The 20,480-nt window shown below is 51.9% G+C and carries 14 protein-coding genes; 11 read left to right on the top strand and 3 right to left on the bottom strand.

What is annotated here, in order from left to right:
• Positions 1-24 precede the first annotated feature (24 nt).
• Genes HPY86_04950 through galE form a run of 3 tightly spaced genes read right to left on the bottom strand, consistent with a single transcriptional unit; the run spans position 25 to position 4,018 of the window.
• Positions 25-2,010 carry a T9SS type A sorting domain-containing protein gene (locus HPY86_04950; GenBank protein ID NPV14261.1) on the bottom strand — a complete coding sequence of 662 codons (1,986 nt, stop codon included), beginning with the start codon at positions 2,008-2,010 and terminating at the stop codon, positions 25-27.
• A 10-nt stretch (positions 2,011-2,020) separates the two neighbouring features.
• Positions 2,021-3,010, bottom strand: coding sequence for an aspartate-semialdehyde dehydrogenase (locus tag HPY86_04945; GenBank protein ID NPV14260.1), 990 nt, complete (start codon positions 3,008-3,010; stop codon positions 2,021-2,023).
• Positions 3,011-3,043: 33 nt separating this feature from the next.
• On the bottom strand, positions 3,044-4,018 hold the full coding sequence (galE, locus tag HPY86_04940) for a UDP-glucose 4-epimerase GalE (protein NPV14259.1): 975 nt from the start codon (positions 4,016-4,018) through the stop codon (positions 3,044-3,046).
• Between the two features lie 99 nt (positions 4,019-4,117).
• Between galE and HPY86_04935 the strand changes: the two genes are divergently transcribed.
• The 11 genes from HPY86_04935 to HPY86_04885 all read left to right on the top strand — a co-directional run bounded on the left by HPY86_04935 (position 4,118) and on the right by HPY86_04885 (position 20,439).
• Positions 4,118-4,765 carry a hypothetical protein gene (locus tag HPY86_04935; protein ID NPV14258.1) on the top strand — a complete coding sequence of 216 codons (648 nt, stop codon included), beginning with the start codon at positions 4,118-4,120 and terminating at the stop codon, positions 4,763-4,765.
• Between the two features lie 31 nt (positions 4,766-4,796).
• Positions 4,797-5,426: a hypothetical protein gene (locus HPY86_04930; GenBank protein ID NPV14257.1), complete on the top strand. Its 630-nt coding sequence runs from the start codon at positions 4,797-4,799 to the stop codon at positions 5,424-5,426.
• Between the two features lie 47 nt (positions 5,427-5,473).
• The gene (gene chrA / locus HPY86_04925; GenBank protein ID NPV14256.1) at positions 5,474-6,628 is read left to right on the top strand and encodes a chromate efflux transporter; all 1,155 of its coding nucleotides are present in this window, start codon (positions 5,474-5,476) and stop codon (positions 6,626-6,628) included.
• 33 nt (positions 6,629-6,661) lie between these two features.
• On the top strand, positions 6,662-10,510 hold the full coding sequence (locus HPY86_04920) for a hypothetical protein (GenBank protein ID NPV14255.1): 3,849 nt from the start codon (positions 6,662-6,664) through the stop codon (positions 10,508-10,510).
• A 70-nt stretch (positions 10,511-10,580) separates the two neighbouring features.
• On the top strand, positions 10,581-12,734 hold the full coding sequence (locus tag HPY86_04915) for a TonB-dependent receptor (GenBank protein ID NPV14254.1): 2,154 nt from the start codon (positions 10,581-10,583) through the stop codon (positions 12,732-12,734).
• 138 nt (positions 12,735-12,872) lie between these two features.
• Positions 12,873-13,448, top strand: coding sequence for a hypothetical protein (locus HPY86_04910; protein NPV14253.1), 576 nt, complete (start codon positions 12,873-12,875; stop codon positions 13,446-13,448).
• Positions 13,449-13,520: 72 nt separating this feature from the next.
• The gene (locus tag HPY86_04905; GenBank protein NPV14252.1) at positions 13,521-15,485 is read left to right on the top strand and encodes an OmpA family protein; all 1,965 of its coding nucleotides are present in this window, start codon (positions 13,521-13,523) and stop codon (positions 15,483-15,485) included.
• Positions 15,486-15,643: 158 nt separating this feature from the next.
• Positions 15,644-15,913 carry a DUF2007 domain-containing protein gene (locus tag HPY86_04900; protein ID NPV14251.1) on the top strand — a complete coding sequence of 90 codons (270 nt, stop codon included), beginning with the start codon at positions 15,644-15,646 and terminating at the stop codon, positions 15,911-15,913.
• Positions 15,906-16,133, top strand: a complete 228-nt coding sequence (locus HPY86_04895) for a DUF2905 domain-containing protein (protein NPV14250.1) — start codon at positions 15,906-15,908, stop codon at positions 16,131-16,133. The genes HPY86_04900 and HPY86_04895 overlap by 8 nt, the downstream gene beginning before the upstream one ends.
• A gap of 17 nt (positions 16,134-16,150) precedes the next feature.
• Positions 16,151-18,790: a pyruvate, phosphate dikinase gene (locus HPY86_04890; GenBank protein NPV14249.1), complete on the top strand. Its 2,640-nt coding sequence runs from the start codon at positions 16,151-16,153 to the stop codon at positions 18,788-18,790.
• The gene (locus tag HPY86_04885) at positions 18,787-20,439 is read left to right on the top strand and encodes a phosphoenolpyruvate carboxykinase (ATP) (protein NPV14248.1); all 1,653 of its coding nucleotides are present in this window, start codon (positions 18,787-18,789) and stop codon (positions 20,437-20,439) included. Before HPY86_04890 ends, HPY86_04885 begins: the two co-directional genes overlap by 4 nt.
• Positions 20,440-20,480 lie beyond the last annotated feature (41 nt).

The following is a 20,480-nucleotide window of genomic DNA, read 5'->3' as shown; positions in this document are numbered from 1 at the left end:
CCGCCCCTTTTGTTTTTTCTCCCTTTATCTTAAAAGAACAAACCGCACCGGTAGTACCTCTTCTCTGCCCAAACGGGCAAAGTAAACCCCGGCGGGTACCTGATTCCCCTTTTGGTCAACACCGTTCCATTCCACTGTTTCTCTGCCCGGTTGAACCTTCACCACCAAACGGCCTGTGTGGTCGTAAATCTCAATGGGTGTCGTGCCTGCCCGGTTCAAAATAAACCGTACCCGGGCTCGTGCCGGATTGGGCTGGACACCCTGGAGCCGAACTGCAACCCCTGCCTCTTCCTCTAATCCAACCGGCGTCACATAGCAACTGTCTAAAATCCAGTTGTCCGGGTCCGGGGTGATGCTCAATGGCTCCTGTGCCAGCACAAATGTGTCAACGACCAGTGTGTCCTGAACATCCAGTGTCGCCAGCACGCTTTCCCCGACGCAGTTAAACCTGATGGGCAGCGGAATGTGGAACAGCGGTGCCGAGTTGGTGTCATTGCGCTGATAAAGGTTAATCACCACCTGATACGAGTCTGCCTGCGCCCTTTTTGTCCAGTATAAATGAAATTTCGGATAGCCCCGGTCATAAACCCACTCGTTGAAAAAGGTGTCGAAGTCAATGCCGGTAACCTGTTCCACAATCCGCTGGAAATCGGCGGTTGACACCGTGCCGTACTTAAATGAGTCAGCATAAACCCGCAGCGCCCGAAACAGTATCCCGGGCGTTTGCCAGGTGGTATCACCGGTAAGAAACTGCAGCATCCGCAATATCCAGGAGCCCTTACAGTAAACAATCCCGTAGTTGTAGATTTCACTCCAGGGCGGATTGTAAATCGGAAAGTCCCGGCTGCGGTGCTGGGTGAAGTACTGCCGCGCCTTAACCGCAATGTAATTCTGGAAGTAATTCCTTCCGTTCAGGTGCCCCATATATAAACACTCTGCCCAGGAGGCAAACCCTTCATTGAGCCAGACATCAGCATAACCGATATGGGTAACCATATCGCCCCACCACATATGGGCAAGTTCATGACAGATGGTCGCCTCACCACCACCAATATAACTGGTGTGAATCATCACCTGGGTCTGATGCTCCATTCCACCCCAGGGAAACCCATAATACCCCGGCACCATGCCATACCGCTCAAACGGATAAGGACCAAACCGACTGGTATCGCTGAAATAGAGCATCATATCCGGCACCAGCCGATAACCGGTGCGGGTTGCCGCCGAATCCCGGGGCCACATAAAGTACATTAAAGGAACGGTGTCACCATTCGGACAGACAACCACCGTATCCCAAAAGGCGAACCTTGAAGCGGAAAAGGTCATCAGATATGTAGCGATGGGATAGGTGTGACGCCACCAGTAGGTCTTTTTCCCACCCGGGGCACTGGTTATTGAATCAAGCAGCCCGTTGGCACATGCCTGAAAGGTGTCCGGCACCGTGATATTGATTTCACAACCCCGCTCCGCCTTATCGCTGGGCCAGTCCCAGCAGGCAAACCAGTAATGGTTGTCACGAGGACAGCCACAGGTCATCGCATGGGCATAAAGCACCGTGGGCGGCCGCGCAAAGAAAAAACCCCGCTGTGGTGCGCTCGCTTCCCGATGGAAAAAAATGTCAATCGCCGTGGACTCACCGAGCGCCAAGGGGCTATCAAGTTGAATTAAAAGCCGTTCCGGCGGGGTGGAAAAAGTTAACGCCACCGGACCCCTTTTCACCGAATCGCAAACCAACCCGGCAAAGTCCAGACTGAAAGTGTCAAGGGACGAAACATTGCTTTTTATTGTCACCCGTTCAAAACAACGGTAACTGGCATCACTCATCGGCAGGTCAAAGTCAAGCCGGTAATGCCGGACATCGTAAGTGTGCAGCGACTCGGCAAAAGTTGTACCAGGTGGAAACTGGTTTCGCCAGCCGTGCTCGGGTATAAATTGGTCAAACTCGGCTTGGGCAAAAATTGCGCCCGGCACGAGCAAAATAGTTAGAAAACAGAAAAGAAAACTTTTCATCTGCCCCCTTTTAAGATTTAAACAAAAGTTCGGCAATCTGCAGGGCATTGGTCGCCGCACCCTTGTACAGGTTGTCGGCAACAATCCAGAGGTTTAAGTCATTCTCGTTTGCGCCCTGCCGCACCCGACTGACAAACACCTCGTTTTTACCGCGACAGTGAAGCGGTGTAAGCGGTTCTATACCCTCTTTTAACACGACACCGGGCGCCTTCTTAAGCAGTTCCAGCGCCCTTTCCCGGTTTACCTTATTCTCAAACCGGCAGGTAACCGCAAGGCTGTGCCCGACCGTAATCGGCACCCGGACACAGGTTGAGTTGATTTTCAAATCCGCAAGCCCGAGGATTTTCCGCGTTTCGAGAACCGTCTTTTGCTCCTCACCGCTCATACCAGACCTATCACCGCCGCCAATCCAGGGAATCACATTGTCCACAATCTGCACCGGAAACGGGCTTCCTTCGGTGTCGGGCTGGCGCTGGACACAGAAAAACTCGCTCTCGTAATAAAGTTGCTCGACCGCTGCCCGACCCGCACCCGATACCGACTGATAGGTAGCAAGAAAAATCTCTTTTAACCCGAACTCCTGGTGCAGGGGATTGACCGCAACCACGAGCGGAATCGTTGTGCAGTTAGGATTGCCGATGATGTTTTTGTGCTCTTTAACTGCGTCGGGATTAACCTCGGGCACCACAAGCGGCACATCCTCTTTCAGCCGGAACTCGCTTGACTTGTCAATCACCGGACAGAACTTCGCCACCTCGGGCACAAACTGCCGCGCCAGTTCGTTCTCAACACAGAAAAAGGCGATGTCCAGCCCTTTGAACCCGTCAACCGTTAGGGTCTTAACCTCAATTTCCTTATCCCGAAACTGCACCTTTCTCCCGGCACTCTTCTCCGAGGCGAAAAGCCTTAATTCATCAATTTTATATGGTCCTGATTCCAGAAGGCTGATTAGCGTTTCGCCAACGAGACCGGTTGCTCCTGCAATACCAACCTTTTTCATATTAAATTATTTAAACAACCTCTACCTATCTTGTCAATCTAAATAACCCCGGGGGTGTGTTTTGTGCCACTCCCAGGCATCACGCACCATATCTTCGAGCGTTTTCTCCGGCTTCCAGCCCAGTTCTCTTTTAATCTTTGCCGAAGAGGCAATCAGTACCGGCACATCGCCGTGCCGGCGGGGCGCAATCCGATAGTTAATTTTCTCACCCACCACCTTTTCACAGGTGGCAAAAACCTCTTTGACGGTATAACCGTTTTCCGACCCAAGGTTGAACAAAAGGTTTTCCTCTTTTAGCGCCCTCAAGGCGAAAAGATGCGCCCGTGCCAGGTCATAGATGTGGATGTAGTCCCGCACACAGGTGCCGTCCCGGGTCGGATAGTCCGCACCGTAAATCTCAAAGGTCTCGCCTGGATGCAGAACCGAGCGCAAAATCCGCGGAATCAGATGGGTTTCGGGCCTATGGTCTTCACCCAGCCCTTTATACGCACCGGCAACATTGAAGTAACGCAGGATGCAATAGGAAAACCGGTAGATGCGGGCATACACCTTTAACAACTCTTCAAAAAACCTCTTGGTCTCACCGTACGGATTTTCCGGTTGCAAGGGCGCGGCTTCTGTCACAGGCACATCGTGCGGTGTGCCGTAAACCGCCGCGGTTGAGGAGAAAATAAATCGCGGCACCCGGTTTCTGCCTACCGCATTCAACAGATTGAGCCCGCAACCCACATTGTTGTAAAAGTACAAATCGGGCTTTTCCACCGACTCACCAACCGCAATCAAAGCCGCAAAGTGCATCACACAGTCCGGTTTTTCCGCTTTAATTATCCGGTCAATCAAATCGGCATCAGCAAGGTCACCCGGAACCAGCCGCACTGGCGGCAAAACTGCGGAACGATGCCCGCCTTTCAGGTTGTCAAACACCACAACATCACAACCGGATTCGGCTAAAAGTAAACTGGTAACGCTGCCAATATAGCCCGCACCACCGGTAACTAAAACCTTCATTATCGGAAAATATACCGGAAAACTTCTTCTGGGCAACAAAATACGCCCGGATTGACAGAAACGAGTTTGGACTCTACCCTTTTATCAGAAAGGAGGCTTATGCGTAAAGCGCTAATTATCCTGACCCTGTTCGGCACCCTCGCCTTATTCGTCTCCTGCGACATCTTCGGCAGCAAACCGGACTATTACCCGCTTTCCATTGGCAGCACCTGGAACTGGTATGCCTGGACCTTAATGACAACCAGCACCGTCGGCACACCGGACACGGTGCAAACCTTAACCATCAATACCCGGGCAACAAAGAACGACAAACTGAGTTCAGGGGAAGATGTTGTTGAACTGATAAAAGTTGGCACCGTTCACATCCGTTATCCGCGCGAAAGCACCTATACGATTGATGAAACCTGTTATGTAAGAGAAACCGACAAATTTGTTTTGAGCTATGACAGCAAAGACGACACTGAACCCGATACCATTTTGGCACTACCGCTTGCCGCGGGAAAACAGTGGCGGGTAAATCAAGATATGACCGCTGAAGTGTTGAAGAAGGAAGACATCACCGTAGCCGCTGGCACTTACCGCAATGCCTGGAAGATTGAAACCCGTTCCATCTCCGGTGCCGACACCTTACGAATGTACGAATGGTATGCCGACAGAGTGGGTAATGTCCAGTACCATTTTGAACAAACTTTTGCCGGTTACACATTTATCTATCACGGCGAACTAATTTCGGCAACTATCAAATAGGCGGTAGTAAAAACCGCACTGAGGAGGTTGGATGTTCAAAAATGGCTGCCGATTCGTGATACTTGTCCTGTTGGCTTTGGCGGGGTGTTCAATCCCGTTTTTTGACCGGGCAGAAATAGTGCCCGGACCTAAAATCACCGGCGGAATAAGCCTGAACACCGGATACGCCACCTCTGGATTTTCACCAGTACCACCTTATCCGATAGGTTTCGGCTATAGTGATTACTACTTAGACATAGCAGGAACCTTGCGCCTGAACTACGGATTTTCAGAAAAGGCAGGGCTGGTTTTGCAGGGTATTGTTGGTAACGGTATATGGTTGACACACAGTCATGAGGGTCCATACTTTTCACCACTTATTTACGACTTTCAAATCGGCGCCAAGTTCCGCACCGGCAAAAAGGGAGCGCTTCAAACTACCCTGGGTTTTCCGGGACTTCTGGACATCTGGTATATTTATGACTTCAACCCCTATTTTACCGGCACCGCCGGCATCGGCCTGCGCGGCATCGCGCTTGGTTTAACCGGCACCTTACCCCTGAAGCGCAACCTTTTGCTGCACATCGGTGCCAACCTCACATCGGGTGAGATGTGGGGGAGGCCGATGCGTCTCCCTGCCGCCTCGCTTGGTGTCGGACTGGGATATAAACCCAGAAGGTAACCCGCAACATTTCTTGAGTTTTACTGCCTGCAATCTAAAATTGGCAGGTGAGCAGTTCACAAGACACCGATAACACCAAACCGGTCTCATTAAAACAAATTGGCTTGACCTTCTTTAAAGTCGGCTTAATCGGCTTTGGCGGCGGACCTGGAATGCTGGCAATCATCCGCCAGGAGGTTGTTGAAAAGAAAAAGTGGATTGGCGATGAGGAACTCGCAACCGCGGTGGCGATGGGTCAGATGTTACCCGGTCCTTTCGTCTCTAATTACGCCGAATATATTGGCTATCGCCTTGCCGGCATAAAAGGGATGGTTTGTGCTGCGGTCGCCCTGCTTTTACCCGGCTTTATTCTGATGTGTGCCCTTGGCATCCTCTATTTCCGCTTTGGTACGCTGCCTTTGATTGCAAAAATCTTTGCCGGTATCCAACCGGTGGTTGCCGGCATCCTTGCCTGGGCAACCTGGTCTATTGGCAGGTCAAATATCAAGAGTTTAAAGGGAGTAATAATTGGCACAATCGCCGCAATTGCGCTCTTTTTCAAAGGTGATGTCCTGCTCGTTGTTCTCGGTTGTGGGGTACTGGGAATCGTCCTGTCTGGCATTAAGCCCAAGAAAACCCCTCCAATTATGACCCTGACACCAGTTCCCTTTCTTATCACTACCGCCAGTTCTTTAGGACCGTCAATTCAGAAAGCGGGCGAACTGGCGCTGGTCTTCTTCAAAATGGGAACCGTCATCTTTGGCGGTGGGTTTGCCGCCATCCCATTTTTACAGCATGAAGTGGTCCAGTTACGGGGCTGGCTTACAATGCAGGAGTTCGTCGATGCGGTCGCGCTCGGTCAGATGACCCCAGGACCGGTCGCAATTATGGCAACCTTCATCGGGTTCAAAGTGCTCGGCTTGCCCGGTGCCCTCATCGCGACCATTGGAACATTTCTACCCTCTGCCCTGATGCTTCTCGGCTTGATTCACGCCTACAACCGGATAAGAGGAAACACCTGGGCACAGGCGTTTCTCAGCGGGGTTATGCCAGCGGTCTGCGGTATGCTTCTGGTGTCAACCGTTTTTATTGCCAAAACCACCTTAACCGGACTGGTTCCGGCGCTCATTGCCGTTATCACCCTGATTTTGCTGTTGCGTTTCCGGGTTGAGCCAATCTGGCTCCTTCTCGCCGGCGCGATTTTAGGACTGATTTTACCTTGACCACTAACATTTAACTATTAAAATTTTTTAGTTATGAAAAAATCGGCACCCGCCCTTATCATTTTTTTATCCCTGTTCCCGCTTTTAACCTTCGGTGCCAGTTCAACCCGCTTAATCTCTGAAACCCCAACCCAGGTCCAGTTTGAGTTTTGTATCGACTCCCTTGACATCACCACCGGAAGAACCGGAATAGATTTACCCGATGCCGACCGCATCGCTCTACCTGGTGAACCTGACCTGCCGGGCAAAATCGTTTTAGTGGGCGTGCCTCAGGAAGGTGAAGTCCGGCTTCAATACTCGACAGCCAGAACCGAGAAACAGACCGGAGTTGAAATTCGCCCGGCACCAGCACTGAGCGAACAACCGGTTGCACCGGGCGGAATGTATGAAAAAGATGAGTTCTGGCCCAAAGCCCCAGCAGAACTGCTGAGTATTGAAACAGTCCGCAACATCAGGGTCGCCCGCATCAAACTGAATCCAGTCCAATACAATCCGGTCCAAAAAAGGGCGTTGATTCACCATCAGGTAAACTGTGTCCTCAACTTCAGCCGTCCTGCCCGGCAAAATCTCAAGCCCGACCCCTTCGATTCGGTGCTAACCCGATTACTCCTTAACGGCAAAACCGCAATCCACTGGAAAACACCCGGACCAGAAAAGGACTCTTTCAACTTCTTCAACCGGTTTCCGGTCTGGTGCCAGGTGAAAACCGAGACGACCGGTATTTACAAAATCACCCCCAACGATTTGAAGAACGCCGGTTTTGACCCGGTAACAATCGACCCGCGCACCTTCCGGCTTTACACCATCGGTCCCTATCCCCTGAACGGACCATATCCGGACACGATGATTGAGGTTGCCATCGATGTTTCGGGTACTGAAGATGGAAAATTTGACCCCCAGGACCAAATCCTGTTCTACGCCCGGGCGCCATCCTATTGGAACGACTCCTTGACGGAATGGCAGCAAAACTACTACACCCGGTATCGGGTGTTCTGGCTCACCTGGGGTTCGGACAATGGAAAAAGGATGGCTCAGGTCCCGGCCGCAAACCCGGCAAATCCGCAAACCCGTGCCCTGAACCGGGTTCGTCTTGAAGAAGACAAACTCTGTCCGGCTCGCTCCGGACTGCTTTGGGTCTGGGAACGCTACTCCAACGCCGGTGCGCCGAGCGCAACCTTCTACCGCGAACTCAATCTGCCCAATCGCGACACAATAAATAAACTTACCGTCCGTTTTTACGCCTGGACCGATAAAACTTCAGAAACCTATTATGCGGTGCTGTATCTTAACGGCACGATACTGGACACTGTGGCAATTGCCGCCACTAACCAGAACTGCCCGGCAAATGTGTTCGTGTTTGAAAATCTGCCGCTCGCTGCCGCCGCTCCCGAAAATAAGAAAGACACCCTCACGGTAACGCTCCTGGGCGCGGCTGATGTTTATCTTGACTACATCGAGGCGGACTACACTCAAAACCTGACGATTACCCGCAATCAATCCGCCATCGAATTTTACACCCGCAGCGGTGGCGCCTTCTCAATCAGCGGTGTCGGTGAAGATTTTATTATCCTTGATGTCACAAATCCGTTCCAACCCCAGCGCATTTCGTTAACCTTTGCGGAAAACCAGGGCCGTTTCCAGTGGAACGGCTCGGGAAACTTCTTCGGCAGCCCCGCTGCCGGACTGCGCACACCGGTCTCGCTTAAAAAACGCCAGCCCGGCACCCTGCGCAATCCGGAGGAGAAAGCCGACTACTACATCATCTGCCCGGACGAGTTTCTACCCGTTGCCCGGCAATTTGCTCGCTATCGCGAGAACAACATCTCAGGTATCACCGGCGCAAGCGCCAAGGCGGTCCCGTTGAGCCAAATCTACGACGACTATGCCTTCGGTATGGAAGAGCCCGGTGCGATTAAAACCTTCCTCGCCACAAAACAGCCTGCCTACGGACTCCTTGCCGGTGATGCCACCTACGACTACAAAGACAACCTCGGGCTGGGAAAACACCCCGGTGTGCCCGCTTACGAAATCGGTTTTGACCTTGACTACGAAGTCTACAACCCTTATGTCAAAGCCCTTGACGCCTGGTTTGCTGACTTTGATGGCAGCGGCTCCAGTCCGGATATGATTCTCGCCCGTGTCACCAGCCGCACCCCTCAGGAACTGCGTCAGTTTCTGGATAAAGTAAAAAGATATGAGACCCAGGAACTCGGGCTCTGGGCAAAACGGCTGCTTTTACTCGGTGATGACGAGTACCTTGGTGACCCCACAAAAAGGGAGAGTACCATTCACATCGAAGGTTGCGAGCGCATCGCCCCGCTTGCCGGCAACCAGCTCGACATTGTCAAGGTATATTTAACCGAATACCCCCTGGAGGCAATCAAATCAAAGCCCAAGGCTGAAGTCGAACTTTTGCGCCAGTTAGACCTCGGCGCCCTTCTCTGGTGTTTCTTTGGGCACGGCGCCGGTTTCCAGTTGTGTCACGAACGGGCGTTCAATATCGAAGATGTTCCGCTGGTCAACAATGGCAGCCGAAACCCGCTTGCCTTCTTCGGCTCCTGTGGCGTGGGCCGCTTCGACGACACCAAATACGAGGCGATTGCCGAAGAACTGGTACGCAGTGCCGAAGGATGCATCGCCACTATCGGCGCCTCAAAAGCGACCTACTCGGGCTCCAACGAAAACTTTGCCCACAAACTTTTTACCCATCTCCTTGCCCACCCTGAAGAGCCGATTGGCCCGGCATTCTATGAAGCCTGGTTCCAGAGTAACCTCTACATTCTCTTTGGGGACCCGGCAACAAAACTGCGACTCCCCCAGATTGGCAACCGCCCGACCGCAACCCCGGATACTTTTTACCCTGGTGGCTGGGTTCAGTGGGAAATCACGCCGGAGTTAAACCAGGGTTATTATGAAATCAGAGCAACCGAAGCCGCCCGAGAACGGTACTACTTCTCGGATGCCGCGAACATCACCTATATCCTTCCCGGACAGGAAATCTTCCGTGGCACCGGCAGCTTCCAAAACAGCACCTTTTCAGGAACCTTCATCGTCCCTAAAACCGACTATCCGGATACCATTGTTGTCGGCAATGGCAGATATGTCCGCAAACGCGAAACCTGTTTAATCTCCGCAATCCTCTGGCACGGAACCGACGCCAGAACCTTACTCTCCGCACCGATGTACCTTAGCCCGAACCCGGCGCCAACAACCGACAGCCAAGCACCTGAAATCACCCTCCGGGCTGACAATGTCCTACTCCGGCTTAAAGACACAACCTGGGTTCCAAAAAGGTTTACCCTGCACGGCACCGTTACTGACCCGTCCGGGGTTCTGCTTTTACCCGACCCCGCTTATGGACTAAAACTGTACCTGAGCGACCCGGCTAAACAAATTCAGTTAAACGACCGCTTCACCTACGACGACAACTCCGCCACCACCGGCAGGTTTTCTTACCCCTTGACACTGGAGCAAACATTCGACTCTCTGATTATCCTGGTCGCCGACAACCTCCTCAACCGCCGTATTGGAACTTACTACCTCAAAACTGACCTGCGGGAACAACTCCGCATCGACACCTGCCTTGTCTTTCCCAATCCAGTAAAAGACCGGGCAATTTTTACTTTCACCCTTACGCGCCCGGCTCGGGTCACGGTAAAAATCTTCACCATTTCGGGCCGCCTGGTGCGCATCATCGGGCCCCAGGAGTGCGGTTTCGGCTACAACCAGATTGAGTGGGATGGCTGCGACCGCGACGGCACCCCTCTTGCCAACGGCATCTACCTCTATAAAATTGACGCTCAAACTGGCGAAATCCTGAGTGGCGACCAGTTTCAAACCCGCTCCGCATCCTGCCGTGACAAACTCATTGTTCACCGGTAAAAACTAACCACGGAGGATAACACTTGCTTCCGTGTGACAAAATATCAGCAAGGGAAAAAGGGGAATAAATATGTGCCTTTTGAAAGTTATACTCGTAACAGCATTCTTGATATCAACCCTCAGCGCTTTCCATGGAGCGGTTGAAGGTAAGGTTACCGATGCTTTAAACTCACCGCTCCCCGGAGCCCATATCTATCTGGAAAACCTCTCAGTTGGTACAACCAGCGACAGCCTGGGAAACTATTTCCTGGAACTACCGATGCACGGAGCGTTCCGGGTGATATACCAGTTTATTGGTTTCAAACCGGAAACAGTGACGGTGTTCGTTGAGCATGGGCAAAGAGTGAAAAATAATGTTCAACTTAAAAAGAGTGCGATTCCGCTACCAGCGGTTGAAACTAAGGTACAGCGCGAGGTTATACACGAGGCAAAAGGACCCACACCCATCGTCGTCATTCCTAAAAGGGCTGCCGAAGAAGCCGGGAAAGGTACAATAGGTGAGGCAGCCGCATTAGAGAGTGGTATCCAGTTACAAAAACGTTGTAGCGCCTGCGAAGCAAGCGAAGTATCAATTCAAGGACTACCCGGCCGTTTTTCCCTAATTCTCCTTGACGGTATGCCGCTTTTTTCCAATCTTGCCTCTCGCTATATTCTTGACCTCGTTCCAATTGAGTTTGTAGAGCGCATTGAGGTGCTTAAAGGTGCATCTGGTGCTTTTTGGGGAAGCGATGCGGTTGCAGGGGCGCTCAATCTCATTCTGCCTGAACCCGCCCGAACTCTGGAAGCAAGAGCAAGTTATACCAGACGCAGTTATGGCAATGACGTTTCGGCGAGCCTTGGGAGTAATTTGAATCCAGTGTCCTTAAGCTTTATCGGGGCGCATGGAGACAGATATTTTGTCGACCTGAATCATGATGAAATAGCCGAAAATACCGCATATCGACGCGACCTACTGCTTGCTACTGTCCGCTACTTTCCCGGTACCCACTGGCGGTTTAGTACCGGTGCCTCCTTTGGCGATGAATTGCGCCGGGGTGGCGCAATTGTTCCTGATTCTGAATACGGAGTCAATCCGTTAGCAGAAAAGGTCCACACCCGACGTTGGGATTTGTGGCACAGTACCAGCTTCACTAAAGAAAATAAGGAACTAAAACTCCGATTAGCCGGTTCCCAGCACCAGGAAGATGGGATAATAGAAACCGCCAATTATTCAGCATTCCAGACAACGGTTTACGGCGAACTTACCGGCGGTATCGAAAAGACAAATGCCGGGGTCGTTTTTTCTCAACAGCATCTGAGAGACAGTCGTCTATTTGTGTCTTATAACGAGTTTAACACCGGCATCTGGGCATCAGGGAAAAACTTAAGTTTACCTTTAGGTATAATTGGTAACGACTTTCTGCCTGCATTAAGGGTTGACTTTAACTCTGACTACGGAACGATTGTTTCGCCTTACGGGGCGTTGAAACTGTTTTTGGGACCGCTCGATTTAAACATTGCTGCTGGCACCGGTTTTCGCACACCAACCATTATTTTTGAAAGTATGGAAAACATCCCTGCCGGTTATAAATATACCATCCGGCGTGATGCGAATTTAACCCGCGAATCATCTTCGTCTCTGCAAGTAGGCGCTGCCCGCAGACTGTTAACCAAATCTTTTATCGCCGACCTCAGACTAAATTTTTTCCGCCACCGGGTGGCGAATTTCATAACCGCAAAGTTAGACGGTCTCGATAGCATTAGTAAACGAGCGGTGTTTTATTACTACAACCTCGATGAAGTGGCATATTCTACTGGAGCAGAGCTCACCACTAATATATCATTCAATGGGAACCTTTCGGCGACTATTAACGCCTTTTATCTGGTGCCGAAAACTGCTGCCCACGAAATACTTCCTTTTGTTAAACGCTGGGCAATCAATTACTCTGCCGCCTATCGGTTACGCTACTGGAACACAGAACTCAGCATTACGGGGGAAGTTAATGGGCCAATGATGGTTCAGGCGGTTCATGGCATGGATAGCGTTTACCATTACAATTCACCTGTATACGCTGTGATGAATCTCCGGTTAGCAAAGGAATTGGGCGTCTTTCGCCTTGCACTGGGAATAAACAATGTCTGGGATTACTATCAGCCACCACTTCAGCACCACCAGGAAATTGAATACTACTGGGGACCGATTATCGGGCGGGAGTTTTATGCATCGATAACAGTAAATCTCTAAATATCATAGGATTTTAGCACCCTTGGCATCGGGGTACGGCAAATTCAGCATTTACCGACAGAAAAAAGGTCGTTAAGATAATGCTTGACAACAGGCTATGAAATTATAAAATGTTACAAATTAAAAAGGAGGACTGCTTTGCGTCGAAACCTTTCTGTCCTTTTACTCGTCTGTGCCGCAATGTTTACAATGGTCTCCTGTCAGCGGGAGAACGCCTTGCGGGTTGTATCCATTGAATCGCCCTATTATTCGGACCTGAGTGACCGGGGTATTGAACGCGACCCGGAAACCGGTGAAGCAGAAGAAATTGAAGTGGTTCCAACCGATGTTGTATCTGCTGAATTCCAGTATGTCGAAATTGGACCCGGGTTACCAACCTGGACTCCTTATCAGGCTCACATTGAAAAGGCGACCATCACCTTTAAGCGCATCGGCGGCGACGAACTGGGTGAACCGTTGCCTCAAATCGTTGTCCCCTGCAAAATCGTGGTCCAGTCCGACCCAACCGGCAAAAAAACCGTCACCGGCGAATTTGAACTATTCTCTGCCTGGTATAAAGAAGAGTATCTTAGTGGCTACGACTACCTTGTCCTCGAAGCAACGGTCAAGTTCTCGGGCTATGACGATGCATCGGGCAGACCGATTGAAGCCACCAACAAAATGGAGGTTTCGGTCTCAGACTTTTACGACGACCCGACCCGTATCGGGCAGTAAAAAGTTGTCCTGAAAATTTTTGCGGCACAGGAAAGAAAACCTGTGCCGCTTAAACTAAAAAGGAGGTAAGAGATGAAATTTTACAAAAGTGTCTTTATATTAACCTGTCTAACAACTGCGCTCTTAGGCTACACCGGAATCGGTGGTGGCAAAGGGTTGTTCCGGGTTCAGGATGCCCAGACCGAAGATGCAGGTTTAAACATCGCCCTTCATCTCCTGGGCCGGAACCCATCCTATTACGATGGCGCACAGTCCAACAAGGGCTACATTGCGGACCTTATCGCCCCAACATTCCACTACACCCCAATCTCAACCCGCTATGTCGGCGCCGAAATCTTCACCACCTGGGGTGGCATCTTTCAGTATGCTAAAATCGGGGAAAAATCCTATGACTTTGGACTCCACGACCTCAAAGCCGGTGCAAAACTGTCAATCCCGTATTTGCCGGTCTTGAAACTGGGCGGCACCGTATCCTACACCTTCAAGTTTCGAGCTCAACCCGAATCACCTTATTACTGGACGGACACTTCAGCTGTTGCTTACGACACCTTGTCCTGGGCAGGGCTGGCAACACTTCGGTTTCAGGACCTCCTTCCCGCCGCACCAAACCTGATTTTCAACTATGGCAAATCCGGCTCCTGGACAAATTACGGCACCGGCATCGAACTGGCAGCCGAAGGTCTGGCACTGTTTGCCGAACTCACCTCCCGCCAACCTGAAACCTCCACCGGTATTTTTGACACCGACAATGGCATCGTGCGTCTGACACCCGGAGTCACCTTTGGCTCACCGCGCGGCTTTGCCTTATCACTGGGCTACACCTTCAGTTTGAGTGAAAGTATTCCCAACGAGGTGATTTTCGGGATGAACATCGCCACCCCCTTCTTCCGTAAAGCGCCGGTTGTTTACGGAATGCTCAACGCCCGGGTTATTGACGCCTCAACCCAGAACCCACTCGCCGCAACCGTTGAATTCCCGGACAACCCAAAATTAAAGCCCCTTGTTGCCGATTCCTCAGGACTTGTTTCCCTGAAAAAACTGCCGGTCGGTGTTCTTAAGGTCAAAGTAACCGCCGAAGGCTATCGGCCCCTTGAAACATTTGTCAACATCGAAACCAAACCAGCCGGTCCCATCCAGTTTGAACTCCATCCCCTTGTTACCTACGGCATCCTTGCCGGCACCGTTACCGACGCTCGCACCGGGAAGCCTGTTGCCGCATCCATCACATTTACCGAAGCCGACCTCGGCACAATTGCCGTTGAGCCCACGACCGGCGCCTTCCGCAAAGACAACATTCCGGTTGGTACCTACACTCTTACCGCTAAAGCCGATGGCTATTTCCCCGCCACCGCGACGGTAAAGATTGAGGAAAATCGGGTAACGAACCAACCGTTCATCCTCACTCCACTTGCAGTAAAATCTATCATCACCGGTGTGGTAACCGACCGGGGCACGAGCAAACCACTGCCAGCAAAGGTTACTTTCAAAAACGCCGCCGATGGTACGGTGTTCACCGAGGTCAACAATGACCCGAGTACCGGTGTCTATTCCACCGAACTGCCCGCCGGACCATATGCGGTTGTCGTCCAATCTGAGGGCTACATCAACCAGACAGCGGCACTGGTAGTTGAAGAAGGCAAACCGGCAAAACACGATTTTGCCCTGGTCAAAGTCGGAACAACCGTAACTCTGAAAGGTGTTTACTTCGACTTCAACAAAGCGACCCTTAAATTCCCCGAATCCCAGGAAGCATTGCAGGCTGCCTATCAGATTCTAAAAGACAACCCGACCATCAAAGTGGAAATCCAGGGACATACCGATAATGTTGGCTCGGACGAGTACAACCAGAAACTGTCCGAACAGCGTGCCTGGGCGGTGGTAAACTACCTTGTTCAACAGATGGGAATTGATGCTTCCCGACTCATTGCCCGCGGTTATGGCGAAAGTATGCCCAAGGCTTCAAACGATACGCCGGAAGGCCGTGCCCTTAACCGCCGTGTTGAGTTTGTGGTGATTGGCGAAATCGAAAATAGATAACACCTCCTATCAGCCAGAAAGAGGGGCGGTCTTCCGCCCCTCTTTTTTCGATTTCAATCCAAATCAAGGTATATCACTAAGTTATTATCCGCAACTGACGGCTCAAACTCGTAGTCTAATAAATTGAATACAAACCAGAGTTTGTTATAATATTTTCTATGGCTTTAATTGCGGTCTACCGTGCGGAAAATGAGTTTATGGCGAATACCATTAAAGACCTTTTGGAAAACAATGGTATTCCGGCGATGATTCACTCCTTCCAGATTCCGGCTTATGACGGCATCGCTCAGGTGATGCGGCCCGCCTGGGGCGAAGTTCTAGTCCGAGAAGAGGATTCAGCACCGGCAAAAGACCTCATTCAAGGTTTTCTCGCTGCGGGCGAACATCCTGAATCAAACACTCCTCCTGAGACCCCGAACGATGATTAACCTTCAACTGCTCGGCAGGTTCTTTCTTTTAATCGGCGCTTTGTTCATCATCATCGGCGGCGCACTAATGCTTTTCGGCCGAATCGGCATCGCCCGATTGCCCGGAGACATTGTAATTCAGCGTCCTAATCTAACCGTTTACATCCCGCTCGCCTCCGGGATTCTCATCTCCCTTATCCTGACACTGCTTTTAAACCTCATTTTCTGGCGCGGACGATAACTATTATGAAAGGAAGAATGATGAAAAAACTTGTTTATCGATTTGGGTCAGGACATGCCGATGGCACGGCAAAAATGAAAGACATCTTGGGCGGCAAAGGCGCCAACCTTGCCGAAATGACCCGATTGGGAATGCCGGTACCACCCGGTTTCACCATCGCCACACCGGTGTGTGTCTATTATATGAAACACCACCGACTGCCTCCCGGGTTAAAAACCCAGGTGTCGCAGGGTATTAAATTCCTTGAAAAGGCTACGGGCAAAAAGTTTGGTGACCCGGAAAACCCTCTTCTGTTATCGGTCCGTTCTGGGGCACGCGCTTCAATGCCCGGTATGATGGACACCGTCCTGAACTTAGGGCTAAACGATGTTACGGTAGAAGGACTCGGTCGGATTACTAAAAATCGTCGCTTTGCCCTTGACGCCTACCGGCGGTTACTCGAAATGTTTGGCGATGTCGTGTTAAAAACCGGTCGGGATAAGTTTGAAGCGATTGTCCACCAAGAGCAGTCTGCTGCTCCAATGCCCATGGACGAAGAAACCCTGATTCGGGTTGTTACCGCATTTAAAGAGGTCATCCGGCAATCAACCGGCGCGGAATTTCCTCAGGACCCGTATGAACAACTCTGGCGCGCAATTATCGCGGTGCTGGAATCCTGGAACAACCCGCGGGCTCAAGAGTATCGCAGGCTTTACTCCATACCGGACGACTGGGGAACCGCAGTCAACATTCAGGCAATGGTGTTCGGCAATGTAAGCGAAGATTCGGCGACCGGTGTTGCCTTCACCCGGGACCCGGCAACCGGCGAAAAGAAGGTTTACGGCGAGTACCTGAACAATGCCCAGGGTGAAGACATCGTTGCCGGCATCCGCACACCCTTACCTGTCTCATCCCTTGCGCAAACCCAGCCGAAAGTCTATCAACAACTAACAAAACTTCTTAAACGGCTGGAGTGCCATTACCGGGATATGATGGATGTTGAATGGACTCTGGAAAAGGGCAAACTGTGGATTCTCCAGTGCCGGAGTGGCAAACGAACACCAACCGCGGCGGTTAAAATTGCCGTTGATATGGCAAAAGAACGGCTTATCAGCCGCCAGGATGCCATCCTTCGGATCGAATCGGAAGCGGTGGGTGCCCTCCTCCACAAGACCATCGCTCCCGGGGTTAAATACGATGCGGTGGCAAAAGGTATAGCGGCTTCACCCGGCGCCGCTGCCGGCGAAATCGTATTAAGCGCCGCCCGGGCGCGGGAACTTGCCGAACAGGGCAAAAAGGTAATCCTCGTCCGGCATCAGACCTCAGCCGACGATGTCGCGGGAATGGCAAAAGCCGAAGGCATCCTCACAGCAGCCGGCGGTACCACATCGCACGCCGCAGTTGTTGCCCGGGGTATGGGTAAACCGGCGGTAGTTGGGTGCGGGGTCCTCCAGATTGACTATGAGAAAGGAACCGTCCGTATCAACACCCATGAATTGAAAGAGGGCGATGTTATCACCATTGACGGTTCAACCGGTGCGGTCATCATCGGCACCGTTCCGATGCAACAACCCCAGCTTTCTGAAGAGCTCAACACTTTACTCGGTTGGGCAGACAAAATGAGTCGCCTGCGCGTCCGGGCAAATGCCGACACACCCGAAGATGCCGCCCGGGCAAGACAGTTTGGTGCTCAGGGTATCGGCTTGTGTCGTACCGAGCATATGTTCTTTGCCCCGGACCGCGTTGGGGTGATGCAGGAGATGATTCTTGCCGCCGATGCTGCGGGCAGAAAACAGGCGCTCGACCGACTCCTGCCGATGCAGCGCGATGACTTTGTCCATATCTTCCGGGTGATGGATGGATTTCCGGTAACGATTCGCACCCTTGACCCACCGCTGCACGAATTCCTGCCCAAGGACCCCGAGCGTATCGCCCAGCTTGCCGACCGTTTGGGTATTGCGGTTGAGAAAATTCAGGAAAAAATCCATCTCCTTGAAGAGCAGAACCCGATGCTCGGTTTTCGTGGCTGTCGTCTGGGCATCATCCACCCGGAAATCACCGCGATGCAAGCCCGGGCGATATTTGAAGCCGCGAGCCAGGTAAAAAGCGAAGGCTGCCGGGTTCATCCGGAAATTATGATTCCCTTGGTCAGCGACGCCGAAGAGCTTGCCCGCCAGCGCCGTCTGATTGAAGAAATCGCTGCTCAGGTGTTTGCGGAAACCGGTGTGCCGGTTGACTTCTCGGTCGGTACAATGATTGAAGTACCGCGCGCCGCCCTTCTCGCCCAGGAGATTGCCCGCGCTGCCGACTTTTTCTCTTTCGGCACCAATGACCTTACCCAGTTGACCTTCGCCTTTTCCCGCGACGACTACGGCAAGTTTTTTAACGAATATCAACGCCTGAACATTATGAAGGAAAACCCGTTTGACACCCTGGACCAGAAAGGGGTCGGTATGCTCCTAAAAATTGCTGTCCAGAATGGGAGAAAGGCAAACCCCAGACTCAAAATCGGCATATGCGGCGAGCATGGTGGTGACCCGGCAACGATTCAATTCTGCCACAAAATCGGACTTGACTATGTATCCTGTTCACCTTTCCGTGTGCCGGTTGCCCGACTTGTTGCTGCCCAATCCGCAATCAGTAAAGGCTCCGAACGTCCCGGCTCAGGTTCCGTATGAACCCATTTCATCGTCAGCTTGAAGAGGTCCTGAACAACCATCCCGGCATTCAGCACAATCCCGCCCGGCGCCAGTTAATCGCCGAAGCGGTTGAACGCCGTGAGGCGCTGGTCGCAAAACCGGGTTGTCTTGCCACCTGGACTCCTGCCGATTCTACGGGCCGTTCACCCCAGGACACCGTAACGGTTCTGCGCCCGGAGTCAGAAGGAAAAATTGACTGGTCCTCCCCGAACAACCTGCCGATAACACCGGAAACATTTGATATGCTTTTCAACGATGCGCTCGCCCGGCTCGCAACAAAACCCCGACTTTACCAGCTTGACCGGGCAATTGGTGCTGATAGCCATTATGCCCTGCCCCTGCGCGTCATCACCGACCGCGCCCTGCATGCTCTATTCTGCGACAATATGTTCCTGCCGATTCCGCCTGATATCAACCATTCCATATTTGCCCAAACACCATTTACCCTCATCGCCCTACCTTACGACCGCCTTGACTCGGAAAAGTACTCGGGCCGGTTGCGCCGCCTTCCCAAAACCGGCAAAACCAGCACAATGGCAATCGCGATTGATTACGACAACCACCTCGGGATTGTGTTCGGCTCTGCCTACTGCGGCACAATCAAAAAACTGATGTTCACGGTAATGAACTACCTGTTACCAGATTACGGTATCCTGCCCTTACACTGTGCGGCAAATGAGGGTGCCAACGGCGATGTCGCCCTGTTTTTGGGCCTTTCCGGTACCGGCAAAACCAGTCTATCAGCCGACCCCCGGCGTAAACTGTTAGGGGATGACGAACACGGCTGGTCCGACCATGGCATCGCCAACTTTGAAAACGGCTGCTATGCCAAACTCATCAACCTCAACCCGGAAAAAGAGCCAGACATCTACCACGCCTGCTTCCATGAAGCCCCCTACCTGGAACACGGGGCAATTATTGAAAATGTTCTCGTCTATCCGGACGGTAGCTTTGACCTTACTGACCCGCGCCTCACGGAAAACTCCCGCGGCTCCTATCCTCTCTCCTTTTTAAAGAACATTAAAACCCCGGCAATTGGTAATAACCCGGAAACCATCATCTTCCTCACCGCGGATGCCAATGGGGTCCTTCCCCCGGTTGCCAGACTTACGCGCGAACAGGCGATGTTCTGGTTTTTAATGGGTTACACATCAAAACTTGCCGGCACCGAAACCGGCATCGTTGAACCCAAAAGCACCTTCTCCCGTTTCTTTGGCCAGCCCTTTATGCCGCGCAAGCCCGAAGATTATGCCTACCTCTTAGGCGAAAAACTCAAACGCCACAACACCCGCGTCTACCTCGTTAACACCGGCTGGACCGGCGGTCCTTATGGAGTAGGCAAGAGGATTGACATCACCCTCACCCGCGAGATTGTTCAGGCCGCGCTCGCCGGCATCCTTGACAGCGTGCACTACGAGACCGAACCCTTCTTCCGGCTTTCAATCCCGGTCGCCTGTCCCAATGTCTCAGACCCCAAAATCCTCAATCCGAAAAACACCTGGGACAACAAAGCGGCATACGAAGAAAGGGCAAAAAAACTGGTCGCCGAATTCCAGAATCACTTCCATCGCGCCTACGAAGGCCGGGGTTTGGACCCGATAATCTGCCGGCAGTGTCCGGGTAGCTAAAAACTTCTTTACTAACCCCGGACCACCTCGGCTCGTTATTG

This window comes from candidate division WOR-3 bacterium (assembly GCA_013177935.1).
Taxonomy (GTDB): domain Bacteria; phylum Hydrothermota; class Tepidihabitantia; order Tepidihabitantales; family Tepidihabitantaceae; genus Tepidihabitans.
Note: the sequence above shows the minus strand (reverse complement) of the source record. Positions and strands in the feature narration are given on the sequence as shown.

Bases quoted from the DNA above. Each gene is read 5' to 3' on its own strand.
- HPY86_04950 (NPV14261.1), bottom strand. From the start codon at position 2,010: ATGAAAAGTTTTCTTTTCTGTTTTCTAACTATTTTGCTCGTGCCGGGC.
- HPY86_04945 (NPV14260.1), bottom strand. From the start codon at position 3,010: ATGAAAAAGGTTGGTATTGCAGGAGCAACCGGTCTCGTTGGCGAAACG.
- galE (NPV14259.1), bottom strand. From the start codon at position 4,018: ATGAAGGTTTTAGTTACCGGTGGTGCGGGCTATATTGGCAGCGTTACC.
- HPY86_04935 (NPV14258.1), top strand. From the start codon at position 4,118: ATGCGTAAAGCGCTAATTATCCTGACCCTGTTCGGCACCCTCGCCTTA.
- HPY86_04930 (NPV14257.1), top strand. From the start codon at position 4,797: ATGTTCAAAAATGGCTGCCGATTCGTGATACTTGTCCTGTTGGCTTTG.
- HPY86_04920 (NPV14255.1), top strand. From the start codon at position 6,662: ATGAAAAAATCGGCACCCGCCCTTATCATTTTTTTATCCCTGTTCCCG.
- HPY86_04915 (NPV14254.1), top strand. From the start codon at position 10,581: ATGTGCCTTTTGAAAGTTATACTCGTAACAGCATTCTTGATATCAACC.
- HPY86_04905 (NPV14252.1), top strand. From the start codon at position 13,521: ATGAAATTTTACAAAAGTGTCTTTATATTAACCTGTCTAACAACTGCG.
- HPY86_04900 (NPV14251.1), top strand. From the start codon at position 15,644: ATGGCTTTAATTGCGGTCTACCGTGCGGAAAATGAGTTTATGGCGAAT.
- HPY86_04895 (NPV14250.1), top strand. From the start codon at position 15,906: ATGATTAACCTTCAACTGCTCGGCAGGTTCTTTCTTTTAATCGGCGCT.
- HPY86_04890 (NPV14249.1), top strand. From the start codon at position 16,151: ATGATGAAAAAACTTGTTTATCGATTTGGGTCAGGACATGCCGATGGC.
- HPY86_04885 (NPV14248.1), top strand. From the start codon at position 18,787: ATGAACCCATTTCATCGTCAGCTTGAAGAGGTCCTGAACAACCATCCC.